The sequence below is a fragment of the Bacteroidia bacterium genome (genome assembly GCA_040880525.1).
GTDB lineage: Bacteria > Bacteroidota > Bacteroidia > CAILMK01 > JBBDIG01 > JBBDIG01.
In genome coordinates this window covers 31,274-44,779 of sequence record JBBDIG010000049.1, presented here as the reverse complement: position 1 = coordinate 44,779, position 13,506 = coordinate 31,274, and the positions used below count along the sequence as shown (strand labels likewise).

Below are 13,506 nucleotides of genomic sequence, written 5' to 3'. Positions count from 1 at the left end.
TTATAAGCTTATTCAGCCAGCGTGAGAATTCCTTTAAATTCCTGTGGATTTTCAAATACTTCCAATGCCTCCCGCACATCCGTATCGGTGCGCAGAGAAACCTGGATCCGCCCATTGCGATAATAGTAACGGCTTACGATCTCCTCTTCCAGCAGGGCGATCACCTCTTCCTGATGCTTGCGCAAATCTTCTTCTTTATCATGCTTTAATTTTTGCAGCATGCTTTCATAATCGCTACTAATAGCTTCATAATATTTTTCCGTTTCAGCACTCTCCTTCAGTTTTTCAAGGGCCTTCTCGGTGTTTGTTTCATACTGATAATCCTTATCGCTGATAAAAGCTATGAAGTCCTCAAAGTCCTGCAAAGTGAGTTGGAAATCTTTTACCGGTGGAATTGAATCATGCGTATTCCGATATTTGGTGGCGAAATCAAAAATGTACCTTTTGTTCAGCAGCGTTTTGGTTATTTCCGCATGTTGTGTAACATCTGTTTCAATATCAGGGGTAATGCCGCAACCATCATAGACTGAGCGGCCACCAAGCGTTTTGTATTCAGTAATTAATGAATCAGGAATTTTTCCGGCCTTTCCCAATCCATCCCGGCTGGAATAGTCAATCCGTTGAATGCATCTTCCACTCGGGATATAATATTTCGCTGTGGTTATTTTTAACTGGGCATTATAAGAAAGAGGGCGAGTGGTCTGCACTAAGCCTTTCCCATAAGTCTGCTGGCCTATGATAATGCCGCGGTCATGATCCTGGACAGCGCCTGAAACAATTTCAGAAGCTGAGGCGGAGGTACCATTTGTGAGTACGATCAACGGAATATCGGTATCCACCGGGCTGTACATTGTTTTATAATCCTTCACCCATTCTTTGATCCGTCCTTTTGTGCTTACTACGCTTTTTCCTTTCGGAATGAAAAGGTTTACCGTGTTTACTGCTTCATTCAGCAATCCCCCCGGGTTTCCCCTTACATCAAGGATAATGCTTTCCAAACCCGGATTTTTCTTTAGCTCTGACAGGGCCGACTTCACTTCTTTCGCAGCATTTTGCCGGAATGACCGAAACTGGATGTAGCCCACCTGCTCATTCACCATTCCATAATACGGGACATTATTTAGCTTAATTTCTTCACGGGTCACTTTGCTGATAAAAGGCTCGTCATTGCCCGGCCTTAATATTTTTAACTCCAGCACAGTGCCTGGCTGTCCCTTCAGGAGGGCACTTACTTCCTGTGTGTTTTTTCCCGTCATATCCTTGCCGTCAATCTCCAGGATTTTATCCCCGGCTCTCAGGCCGGCTTTTACGGCAGAATAGCCATCATAGGGTTCCACGATCAGCACATCCTTACCGGCCGTAGAGATCACCGCGCCAATGCCGCCATACTCGCCTGTGGTCATAAAGCGGTAATCCTCTATTTCTGATTCAGAGATATAATTGGTATAAGGGTCCAGCGTCTTCAGCATAGCGTCAATGCCGGTACGCACCAGATCAGAAGCATCTACCTCATCTACATAATAGGTATTGACCTCCTTAATAAGGCTGGCGAAAATGTCAAGATTTTTAGATACTTCAAAGTAATTATCAGCCGTATAGCCTGCACCGCCTACAAAGGTGAGTGCAATAAATACCGGAAGGATCCATTTGCGGGAAATGCTTTTAATTCTGTTTTTCATAAAATTTATGTCTGACTTTAAAAATGGCCGGTACCGGACGTGGAGAAGCAGAATAATATAAAGATCCACTTCAGAACGACCTGGAAAGCGACTTAATTATTGGTAGAAAAATTTAAGGAACGGGATCGTAGCCGCTGCCGCCCCAGGGATGACAGCGCCCAATTCGCTTTATTGCAATATAGATGCCTTTCAGCGGGCCATATTTTTTGATGGCCTCAAGGCTGTACTGAGAGCAGGTTGGGGTATAGCGGCAGGAGTTCGGTAAATAAGGAGAGATGCCGGCCTGGTAGAAACGGATCAGCAGGATGAAAGGGTAAGAGGCGGCCTGCTTAAACTTTGTGCTGAAATTTTTCAAAGGCTGATATTAGCTTTTCCTCGATAAAGGAATAATCATGCAGCTCATTGCTGTTGTACATTACAAGCAAAGCCACCTGCATCTGGCGGTTTCGGAGGAAGTCATATAGCTGGTGCTTGTGCAGGCGGTATGCCTCACGCAGCCTGCGCTTCAGCAGGTTTCGGTCGTGCGCCTTTCTGAATCGCCTCCGGGGCACGGAGATCAGGACCTGAGTCGGGAACCGGCCGGGAAGCGGAGTTTCGATCCACGCAAATAAGATTGGAAAAATGAAAACGGAAGAGTTTTGCTGCCGGTCAAGCAGCCGCTCAATGATCTTATTGCTGCACAGCCGCTCCTCCTTGCTGAAAGTATGGCGAACGGCATTCATAAGAGCAGAAGGCTTATCGCTTCGGCCTGTATTCCGAGGAAACAGAAAGCTTCTTACGACCCTTTCTCCGCCTGTTCTTCAGGACGGTACGGCCATTTCTCGACTTCATGCGTTCGCGGAAGCCGTGCTTGTTCTTTCTTTTCCTGACACTGGGTTGAAATGTTCTTTTCATTGTTCTGCTTAATTTATACCTGCCGAAAAAAGGAGTGCAAAGATAGCAGCTTTCTGATTATTTGGAATCGTTGACGACATTCTTCTTCCGGATTGAGAAGTGACTGGAAGATGGGCACGAGGATTAACTGATTGGACAGAGACTTACGGATTTTTTTGCGTAACATCCGTTCAATCCCTCTGATTTGCGTTCCTGTTCTATTGATGTCCTCATTCGCTTCTGACAGCGACCAAAGCTATTTTTCATAATTTTGAAGGAGTTACATCCAAGTCCGTCCTATCAGATGACCGGGTCACAATAACCCCTCCTAAATGACACAGAACATTAATGAGCGACATGATCCTGAAGATCTTTATGTAATAGCGATAGGCGCCTCAGCCGGAGGCATGGAAGCCATTCACCTGCTTTTTGACCACACACCCGAAGATGGGGTGGCTTACGTCATCATACAGCACCTCTCACCTGACCATAAGAGCTTTATGGCAGAACTCCTTGCCCAGCACAGCAAGCTGAAAATATCAGTGGCCGAAAACGAGACCTACGTAGAGCCAAACCATGTATACCTCATGCCTAGGGGAAAGAACATGACGATCAGGAACAAAATGTTGTTGCTGACCGATATCAGAACCGCCCAACCCAACACCGCCATAGATATCTTTTTTGATTCTTTGGCAGAAGACCAGGGCGATAAAAGCATTGCCGTCATCCTTTCGGGTACAGGGACGGACGGAACCAAAGGTATTGCCGCCATCAAAAGAAATGGTGGATTCGTAATTGTGCAGGACCCGGAAAGCGCCAAATTCAATGGAATGCCCAACAGCGCCATCGAATCGGGCAATGTAGACATTGTGCTTCCCCCAGAACGTATTCCTGACGAAATAATAGCCTACCTAAAGCGGGATATATTAGAAAGCAACTTTAGCCACACAATTTCCGAGAACGATGAAGCTGAATTGCTCAATATCCTTGAACTGATTCAGCAAAACACACCCCTGGATTTTTCAGATTATAAGCGGCCTACCATCATCAGAAGGATAGTGATAAGAATGACCCGCAACAAGATAGCAACGCTGGGGGATTATACCGAATTTTTAAAAGCCAATCCTTCTGAAATAGATCTTCTTGCAAAAGATTTTCTTATCAGCGTCACTAAGTTCTTCAGAGATAAAGAAGCTTTTGAAAAACTAAAGAAAGAGGTAATTCCAGAAATTATTGAAAATAAATTGCTGGTAGATACTTTAAAAGTCTGGGTGGTGGGATGTGCTACAGGTGAGGAAGCCTATTCGCTCGCCATACTCATCGTGGAGCATCTTACTGAGCTTAAGAAAAGTCTTGATGTAAAGATATTTGCCAGTGATATTGATAAACCGGCATTGCTGCATGCTTCCAAAGGCGTATACCCCGCAAGCATTGCAAATGACGTTTCTGAGGAGCGGCTCCATAAGTTCTTTATTAAAGAAGACAATAAATACAAGGTAAAGGACAACATCAGGAAAATGATAATTTTTGCTGACCACGACATTATAAAGCAGCCTCCCTATGGTAAAATAGATCTGATAAGCTGTCGCAATCTGCTCATTTATATTAATCCTATCCTGCAAAAGAAAATTATTGCGTCCCTTCATTTCTGCCTTAATTTGGGAGGCTTTCTGTTTTTAGGCCCCAGCGAAAGCCTGGGAGAGGTAAAGAAATCATTCAAAGAGATAGATAAGAAATGGAAAATCTATAAAAGTATTGAAGTAGTCCGGAATTTACGCGACACCACCTATAGCACCCCTGGCCCGGATCAACAATTGGTTAAACTTAGAAACAGCCCCCTTGCTCAAAAGAGTATTATTAAAAATAACCTTACGGAAATCATCCATCATACACTGCTGGAAGAATCTGGTTATGAAGCCGGAATATGTGTTAATGCCGATTTCGAGATTATACAAACTTTTGGGAACTACGAGAAATACCTGCTTCCTAAAATATTTAATTTCAACCTGCTTGAAATGTTGCCCGAAGAACTTTCTATCGCCACATCAACCGCTTTGCGAAAAGCAGTGAAACAGAAAAAAGCGGCAGCGATAAAGTCAGTAAAGTTCAAAAGAAATAGATCAAAGCATTCCGTCAGCTTATTTGTAAAACCTTTCTTGCCCAATAATACAGCGATACAAACTGTTCTCCTCGTTTTGTTCAAAGAAGAAAAGACGAAGAAAATTGCTGAAAAGGATATAGAAGTCTTCAGTATAGAAGCACATACCAGTCGCCACCTCGAAGACCTAAAGGACGAACTTGCAGAAACCAAAAACAAACTCAAAGAAGCTTATGACGCACTGGAAGTTTCAAGTGATAATATTTCTTCCTACAATGAGGAACTTATTTCCAGCAATGAGGAAATGCAAAGTACTAATGAAGAACTTCAATCAGTAAATGAAGAGTTGCAAACCGTAAACAACGAATACCAGTTAAAGATAAAAGAACTTGGCGAATTGTATGACGATTTAAACAATTACTTCAAAAGCACCATCAACGGTCAACTTTATGTAGATAAAAATTTGGTGGTCAGGAAGTTTACACCCTCTGCCATCCGGCAAATCAACCTTAAAGAAAGTGACATCGGACGTCCGCTCAGTGATATTTCAACCAACATAAGATTCTCAACGATGGTTGATGATATATATACTGTCATTGCAGGTTCAAGCACCATTGAAAAAGAGGTACAAACCACTGACGGCAGATGGTATCAGATGATGGTCATACCTTATATCAAACAAAAGGACAATAAAAATGATGGAGCCATCATTACCTTTAATGATATTACCGAAATAAAAAGGGTACAGGACAAGTTAACCAGAATAAACGAAGACCATAACAATTTCATTTATACAGTTTCACATGACCTGAAAGGCCCGGTGGCTAATTTAGAAAAACTTGTTGACTTTTTACAGAAATCACCTGGCAATATGGATAAAGAGGATAAAGAGATAATAAGTAAAATTGATCTGTCAGTTTTATTACTCAAAGATACCATCAACGAGCTTTCGGATATCACCAAAATTGAAAGTGATATTGATGTGCATGATAATATCTCCGTAGCAGATGTTCTGGAAGAAGTGAAATCCAGTATAAAGGATAAATTGCTGGAGGCCAATGTAACAATTAACATTGATTTAAAAGAACAACAAATTCCATTTTCTAAAAAGAATTTAAGGAGCATCCTGTTAAATTTATTGACCAACGCAATAAAGTACCAGTCGCCCGACCGTACACCTGAAGTGACGATAAAAACTGAGAAGTATAATGAATATATTATGCTTTCTGTAAGGGACAACGGATTAGGGCTGGACAAAGATAAAATCAGTGAAATATTCACAAAATTCAATCGAAGACATTATCATGTTGAAGGAAGCGGAATAGGCTTGTATTTGACAAAAAGAATAATTACAAATGCAGGAGGGGAAATAGAAGTTGAGAGTGAATTGGGAAAAGGCTCGGTATTTAAAGTTTTCTTCAGAACTAAGTCATCAGAAGAAGCGGAACACTGATCGGACGGAGCGAACGAATTTTCGCTGATTAAGTTGCCGAGCCGGCCAAAACAGAAATGTCGGGAAAGTACAGTTAGGTTTAAATTCAGCACATGGACTGGAGAGTTAAGGCATTGCTTCAAAAATGGATATCTTATGCTAATTTGGGTGATAAGCTCAATCATTTACCGGCAAGATTTAAACGGAATTACTATTCTAATGGAGCAACTTATCATTTGCATGAAGCGCTGCGTATGCTTGACAATTGCAGTTTTGATTCTTACACAGGAAAAACTGCACTCGAAATTGGCACAGGCTATTTCCTGTATCAACCACTAATTCTTCATCTGCTTGGGTTTGCGCATATTACCACAGTTGATATAACTAAAGACATAACTTTTAGGAGTGTCAAAAAACAGCTAAAATGCCTGGATAGCAAAGCGTATTTAAAACTAATAGCTTCAAAGGGCAATCTCTCTTTGGATCAGATTCAAAGTAAGCTATACAAATTAAAAAATGCTACCTCCCTACATGAGGTTCTATCATCAGCTAATATCACCTACATTCCTTTCTATCATATCCATGATCTAAGAAAGAATTCCGCAAAATATGATTATATTTTTTCACAAGTAGTTATGGAGCATATAAGGCCAGTGTTTCTTGAACATTTATTTAAAGAAATTTCAAAATCTTTAAGGACTGATGGGTACTCTGTACATACTATTAACTTTATAGACCATTTTACCAATGACGGCCTTTTTAAAGATCATCAAATATCGGAATTCAATTTTTTAAAATATTCTGACAAGTACTGGGAAAAATGGGCAGGAAATTCTATAGCTTATACTAACCGGCTCGGACATCCTTATTATCTTCAACTATGTTTTGAGCACCACTTAAAGGTAGTTGATTTCATTGGTGAAAATTATAAAGAACAAATTCCATTTGACGTGAAGCTTATTCATTCTGATATTATAAAAAGGTATAAACCGGATGTCAACCGAAATGACTTAACAGAATTTCAAAGAGGAACATTAATTTTTAAAAGATAGAATAGGAACATGGATCGGACGGATTGAACGATTAAAAATTCGTGAGAACCCGATCAATCAGTTAAATCCACTTTCCAATCACGCGCCTTCCAATTAATTTCTACCTTTGCCCCCGGATCTCCAGGGGTGCTTTGTCCTGAAAAGGAAAGGCTGAGATTATACCCGTTGAACCTGACGCAGATAATACTGACGAAGGGATGGAGAGAGAATCTTGCTACCGGCTTCTGGTAAAGTTCTCCCTGTTGATTCATTTTTTTTATTCATAAAAAAACAACAGGAAAATGAAAAGCCTACTATTCTCAATGCTCGCTTTGCTGGCCTTTGCAGGGCTGGCCGCACAAAGCCAAATTACCGGCAGGATCACAAATGCCGAAACAGGCGAACCGCTCATAGGTGCCAACATTGTGGTGCAGGACCAGGCCAAAGGTGCTGCAACTGGTGCGGACGGCTCCTTCGCCATTTCCAAGGTACACGAGGGAAGCCACACGTTACGCGTGAGTTACGTGGGTTTCCAAACGCTTGACACACAAATTACCGTAACTGCGCCTATGGTACTGAACCTGCAGTTGCAACCAAAACCCTATTTCAGTGAAGAGGTGGTTGTAGAGGTGACGCGCTTTTCAGAAGAGGGACCCAAAACGTTTTCTACCATTAGCAAAAAAGAAATTACGGAGGAAAACGTGGGCCGCGACCTTCCCTTCCTGCTGAACATGACGCCATCAGTAGTGGCCAACTCTGATGCAGGCAATGGCGTAGGCTACACCGGCATCCGCATTCGTGGACTGGACATTACCCGCATTAACGTAACGCTGAATGGCGTACCGGTAAATGACGCAGAAAGCCAGGGCGTATTTTTCGTAGACCTGCCGGACCTTGCCGCTTCGGTAGAGAATATACAGATACAGCGCGGGGTGGGAACCTCCACCAATGGCTCGGCAGCATTTGGCAGCAGCATCAATATCCAGACGAGCCAGATCGGAGACCAGCCATCCGCTGAACTCAGTGGCAGTTACGGCTCCTTCAATTCCTACCGGGGGAGCGTAAATTTCAGCACCGGAAAAATGGACAACAACTGGGGATTCCAGGGCCGCCTCAGCAAGATCAGCTCTGACGGGTACGTGGACCGCGCCTATTCCGACCTCAAGTCTGCCTACCTCAGTGGCGGCTACTTCGGCACCCGCAGCATCCTCAAATTCGTGGTACTGACGGGCGTGGAAGAAACCTACCAGGCCTGGTGTGGCACACCCGAAGCTGCTCTGGAAAACAACCGCACCATGAACTTATGCGGCACCGACTACGGCAGCAAACCGGGCGATCCGTATGAGGGTGAAACCGACAACTACCAGCAGGACTACTACCAGCTCCACTTCTCCCACCGTTTCAGCGAAAATTTCTTTGGCAACGCTTCGGTATTTCTTACCCGTGGCCGCGGCTATTACGAAGAGTACAAGGTGGATCAATACCTGCCCGATTATGCCATCGCGCCAATTACTTTTCCGGGCGATACAATCCGGTTCCGCGATTCGCTTTTCGTAAATAACGATACGATCGTAAATCCTTCCGGGGAGGACACTTCTGTGGTCATCGGGGGCGAAACTGTCACGGAAAGCGACCTGATCCGCAGGCGCTGGCTGGACAATTATTACTACGGGACGATCCTCTCTGCCAACTGGAAGGCTTCTGAAAATACGGATGTGACTTTTGGTGCTTCTGCGTTGCGTTATGAAGGCCGGCACTTTGGCGAAGTAATATGGGCGCGTCAAGCGGGCGAGAGCGAAATCCGCCATCAATACTATGACAATGATGCGCTGAAAGACGAAGGAAATATCTTCGCAAAGCTGGATCTGAACCCACGCGACAACCTGCTGCTTTTTGGCGAACTGCAGAGCCGCTACATTGATTACACTTTGCTCGGCTTTGAGGGCGACCCGGAAGCCAATGATTATAATACTAGTTATTTATTTGTAAATCCAAAAGCAGGCGCTGTTTATCAATTTAATAAAAAAAATAAAGGCTATATTTATTATGGCCTCTCCCACCGCGAACCCAACCGCAACGATTTCCAGGAATCACTGCCGCAACGCGAGCCACAGCCAGAACGCCTGCACGACATTGAAGGCGGCTATGTATTTAATTCCCCGCTGTTGCAATTGAGCGCTAACGGCTACTACATGTATTTTACAGATCAACTGATCCCTACTGGCGAAATTAATGACGTGGGCGGACTGGTGCGCCAAAACATTGACAACAGCTACCGGGCGGGTGTGGAACTGGAAGCCGGCTGGCAACCCTACCGTGGCCTGCAATGGCAAGTGGCCGCCACCTTTAGCCAAAACAAGATCCGTGAATTTAATGAGGTGCTGTATACCTATAATTCTGAAACCTTTGAAACCGTGGACACCGTGGTAAACACATATTCAAATACTGACATTGCCTTTTCGCCTGATGTGATCCTGGCTTCGCAACTTTCTTATTCCTTTGCCAGGAACTTCAAGGCCACCCACGAAACGAAATATGTGGGCCGGCAATACCTGGACAACACCAGCACCGAAAGCCGCTCCATTGCCCCCTTTCTGGTGAACAACCTGCGCCTGCAATACCTGAATGAGAAAATCCCCGGCCTCAAAAGCCTGCGCCTCACCTTCCAGATAAACAACTTCCTGAACGAACTTTATGAGGCCAACGGCTATACTTTCAGCACCAGTGAATTTAACCCCAACACCGCAAACACCACCCGTACCGATTATAATTATTATTACCCAATGGCCACTACAAATTATTGGGCAGGCATCGTACTCGGCCTCTAACAGGGCAATTCAGAGAAGCTTACTTCAAGCCCCCAGACTTTCCCCATCTGACACCGTCAGAAGCGGATAAGTCCGGGGGCTTTTTATGTGTGGATGTACAGGGAAAACTTCCTCATTGGCCGGTAGCAGAAACTTCCTGATGATCGGTTTGGTGAAATATGTTATTTTTGGTGAGTGGGGCAGGGGACAGGGCCAGTGTCTGAATTTATGCTATCATTAAACTAAATAATACATGACCGAACCAAGAATACAGCGATTGTGGCAAAACATTGAGCTTACTCCAAAATGGGTTGCCTGTGACACGTCTGTCTTCCTCTTGGTTTGAACGGAGGGAAATTCTTAAAAACAACTCAAGAGAATACTAACTATTTATAGCCGAACTCAAGCGTGAACATGCTATTGAAACAGGTATTGTGGAACGCATGTATGACCTGGAAAAGGGAATCACTGAAACGTTTATAAAAAAAGGATTCATTGAGTTTTACATTAGCCACAATGCTAACGTACCTGTTCCAAAATTACTGGCTCATTTATCCGATCACTTAGAGGCTGTTGATTTCGTCTTTGATGTGGTTAAAGAAAACAGGGAATTGACAATAAGTTTTATTAAGGAACTTCACGCGCTTGTAACTCGAAATCAAGAATATGCCAAAGGAAGAGATCAATTTGGAATTAAGACAAAAATAAAACTATTAAAAGGAAAATTTAAAGCTTTTGAAAACACCCAATTCGTGAAGATGGCACGAAAATAATGTACTGCCCACCCGTCCATGTACCGTCTGAAATGGACAATTTAGCTGCAATATATATTGATGCAGAGAACAGAAATATTCCTGGTACTTCTGAGGGTCAAAAGTTACCCAACCCACTTCCATTGATTACATCTCCTCCACTGCCTCATCTTTCTTCATGCAGCACTTTTTGTATTTCTTATCGCTGCCACAGTAGCAGGGATCGTTTCGTCCCGGTTTCTTTTCTTTTATATATGGCGTGGGCTTTTGGTGGATGTCTTTAAACATTTTTGAAACAGGATTATCTTTGACTATAGGCCAGGAACCCCATTCCTCATCCTCGTCCTCCTCATCGTCCTCTTCCGCCTCATATTGATCATAGAACCTGTCCTCCCATTGCTTATAGTATTCGCGCCAATCCCCTCGGTTAAGATGATTAGGCCCGTCCTGGGCCGGGAACTTTGATTCACCTGATTCCAGTTTTTCCAAAGCCTCTTTATACTCTATAATATCATGAAATTCCCACCAGGCACTGATAGTTCCTCTCCGCTGCTTCACCGCTTCCCGCTTCCTGATAATCGCCTTGATCATTGGGATCGCCTCCTTCAACTGGAGGTTTGCCACCGCATGCGCCCATTGGTCCCTGATAGGTGTGTCAGGATTTTCCAGTACTGCTAAAATTTGTGCCCCATACTTTGCAGGATCGGCATATTGAATTCCATCATAAAGATAAATTATGGAGCCCGATGCGTAAGGCGAATCCGGATGTGCTGCCTCAATGACCTTCGGCACCACAATATCCCTGTATTTTTCAGAAAGCTGGCTCAATAAATAATTTCCCTGTTCGTGTATAAAATCGGTGGCATAAGGGCTGGTAAGGTAAAGTCCAAAAACCGGTTCAATGAGGCGCTCATGTGTATGAGCTTCGGCTGCAATGGCATAGAACAGCGGTGCAGACATCCACTGATTAGTTTCCTCTTTGTAAAACCGGCTTCTGTCATAAGCTTTTTCCAACCCCTCCACGATGATGTCAAGTACATTTTCCGTTGGTTGGTTTCGCAGGTATTCAATGGCCTCTATGGGAATGCCATAGGTGGCCTGCTCAATGATCTGCACGGCATGCTCCAGGTCGGGGACTTCGAGGGGCTGCTCCGGCAGGCGCTCCAGGTTTATCCGGTACCGCTCATCCAGTTGATCCACGCCATGTTTCATGTAATAATACCATTCCACAGCCATAGCCCCTGCAATGGCCGCCATCGCCTCGAACTCGTCCAAACCCTTATCCCTCAGTCGCGTCATTGCCGAATGCTCAAGCGATCCTTCTTCATTCAGCGCGGCTTCCAGCCATTCATGTATGCCCTCAGCAGGTATTTCATCATCCAGCAAAACTGTAGGTTTATTCAGGTTCTTCACATCATCGTATGTGCGCAGGCCATATTCGTCCGGATAAGAATCAGAATTTATCCTCAGCAGCTCCCTATTTACCCGTGCGAGATCAAAGAATTCCGCATCCCAATCCCCGCCTAGCCAGTCCACGGCATCTTTGTGCTCCTTATGTTTCGGATCCGAAAGAGCAGCCAACATCGTGACATATTCTATGATACCCCCGGTATCTTCTGGCGGAGAAGCATTCTCACCTGCCGTACATACAGGATAATATGCGTCCGATTTATCCGGCATCATCCGCTCCACCTCCACTAACATCCGCCAGTTATTCTCATGACCGTATGTATAAATAAAATTGTCACCCACCTTCCGTATCTCCTCAGAAAGCTTGATGCTCATTTTATCATCTGCTTCTTCCTCTTCCGGCTCGAATTCCCCCGGTAACTCAGAAATATGATTGCCATTCACCTCAAACGAAAACATGTGGTAATCTTCCCAATCCATCAGCACTTGGATGATCTCGTGCAGCTCATAAAGGGAAGTATCGGCTTGCACTTGCACGGAGCGCCAGATTACCGGCTCGCTTCCTTCAAGGATGATTTTGAGTTGATAGACATTACTCATGGCTGTTTCAGTTTAAATGATAAAGATCCCTGAAAAAAGAGGGAAAGTTAAGGTGGGGTTTGGATAGGAGAAAAGAAATTTTTCCACAGGAGGTAGTATGAGGATGGTCCCCTGAATTCCAAATAACAAGCTAAAGTTCCTTACCCCAGCCCAACGCCAGATTCCTCAAAAGTATTCACCAATTATTTCTTTTTGGTAAAAGTTTATTATAGTTATTCCCAATAAGAAAAGGCCGCCCTTAAAATCAAGAACGGCCTTTCTATATTTAAAGAAAACTTATCTTTTATTACAATACCTCGCCTTTGGAGTTAAATACTATGCTGGTCTTCATGTCAACCGATTTCTCGACCGGGGCGGTAGTCACCAGGTTTACCCTCACGTTTATTACATCTTCGTGGAAATAGTTAAGAAGATTTTCGTCCGTTACGTCCAGGAGAATGGATGTGGCGCCCGCTTCTATGTCTGTTTTGGAAGCAATCCTTACCTCCTCAATGGTGGGCGTGGAGATAAATACTTCGGCTGAAGATACAACATCAAAATTGGCGTCTGCCGGATCTTCGATGGCTATTACCACCCGCTCTATAGTGAGCGAGGAAACGCTGGAGGGATCAACTCCGTTTTCCTCGGCCATTGCATTCAGGTTGTTCGGCATGTCTTCTTTCACTACATCGAAACTCCCAAATTGATCAGTGGAATCAACCGTGAAATGAATATCTGCTGCATTAAAGGAAAAAGCTACAGACAAATTGTCTTTGGAGCAGGAGGCAGTAAAACCCATTATTCCTGCGAGCAATACCTGGCTGAAAATTCTAAAATAGTTCATG

10 protein-coding genes and 1 riboswitch are annotated in these 13,506 nt (G+C 44.0%); of the genes, 4 read left to right on the top strand and 6 right to left on the bottom strand.

Annotated features, from left to right (window positions below; translation table 11 throughout):
* Positions 1-8: 8 nt before the first annotated feature.
* From WD077_13785 to rpmH, 4 genes are all read right to left on the bottom strand, one after another.
* Complete coding sequence (locus tag WD077_13785) at positions 9-1,679, bottom strand: S41 family peptidase (protein MEX0968302.1); 1,671 nt, start codon at positions 1,677-1,679, stop codon at positions 9-11.
* A 112-nt stretch (positions 1,680-1,791) separates the two neighbouring features.
* Positions 1,792-2,034, bottom strand: a complete 243-nt coding sequence (gene yidD, locus WD077_13780; protein MEX0968301.1) for a membrane protein insertion efficiency factor YidD — start codon at positions 2,032-2,034, stop codon at positions 1,792-1,794.
* The gene (locus WD077_13775) at positions 2,009-2,401 is read right to left on the bottom strand and encodes a ribonuclease P protein component (GenBank protein MEX0968300.1); all 393 of its coding nucleotides are present in this window, start codon (positions 2,399-2,401) and stop codon (positions 2,009-2,011) included. Before WD077_13775 ends, yidD begins: the two co-directional genes overlap by 26 nt.
* 13 nt (positions 2,402-2,414) lie before the next feature.
* A complete protein-coding gene (gene rpmH / locus WD077_13770) occupies positions 2,415-2,573 on the bottom strand; it encodes a 50S ribosomal protein L34 (protein ID MEX0968299.1) in 159 nt (52 codons plus the stop codon).
* Positions 2,574-2,884: 311 nt separating this feature from the next.
* On the opposite strand from rpmH, the gene WD077_13765 reads away from it, so the two are divergent.
* The 4 genes from WD077_13765 (at position 2,885) to WD077_13750 (ending at position 10,693) form a co-directional block, all read left to right on the top strand.
* On the top strand, positions 2,885-6,103 hold the full coding sequence (locus tag WD077_13765) for a chemotaxis protein CheB (protein MEX0968298.1): 3,219 nt from the start codon (positions 2,885-2,887) through the stop codon (positions 6,101-6,103).
* A 92-nt stretch (positions 6,104-6,195) separates the two neighbouring features.
* Entirely contained in the window at positions 6,196-7,134 is a 939-nt protein-coding gene (locus WD077_13760; protein ID MEX0968297.1) for a class I SAM-dependent methyltransferase, read from the top strand.
* Between the two features lie 112 nt (positions 7,135-7,246).
* A riboswitch (TPP riboswitch) is annotated at positions 7,247-7,350 on the top strand.
* A 65-nt stretch (positions 7,351-7,415) separates the two neighbouring features.
* Complete coding sequence (locus WD077_13755) at positions 7,416-9,941, top strand: TonB-dependent receptor (GenBank protein MEX0968296.1); 2,526 nt, start codon at positions 7,416-7,418, stop codon at positions 9,939-9,941.
* A gap of 413 nt (positions 9,942-10,354) precedes the next feature.
* The gene (locus WD077_13750; GenBank protein MEX0968295.1) at positions 10,355-10,693 is read left to right on the top strand and encodes a hypothetical protein; all 339 of its coding nucleotides are present in this window, start codon (positions 10,355-10,357) and stop codon (positions 10,691-10,693) included.
* Positions 10,694-10,819: 126 nt separating this feature from the next.
* On the opposite strand, the gene WD077_13745 is transcribed toward WD077_13750, so the two are convergent.
* Both WD077_13745 and WD077_13740 read right to left on the bottom strand, forming a co-directional pair.
* On the bottom strand, positions 10,820-12,682 hold the full coding sequence (locus tag WD077_13745; protein MEX0968294.1) for an SEC-C metal-binding domain-containing protein: 1,863 nt from the start codon (positions 12,680-12,682) through the stop codon (positions 10,820-10,822).
* Positions 12,683-12,968: 286 nt separating this feature from the next.
* Positions 12,969-13,505, bottom strand: coding sequence for a hypothetical protein (locus WD077_13740; protein ID MEX0968293.1), 537 nt, complete (start codon positions 13,503-13,505; stop codon positions 12,969-12,971).
* Between the last annotated feature and the right edge of the window lies 1 nt (position 13,506).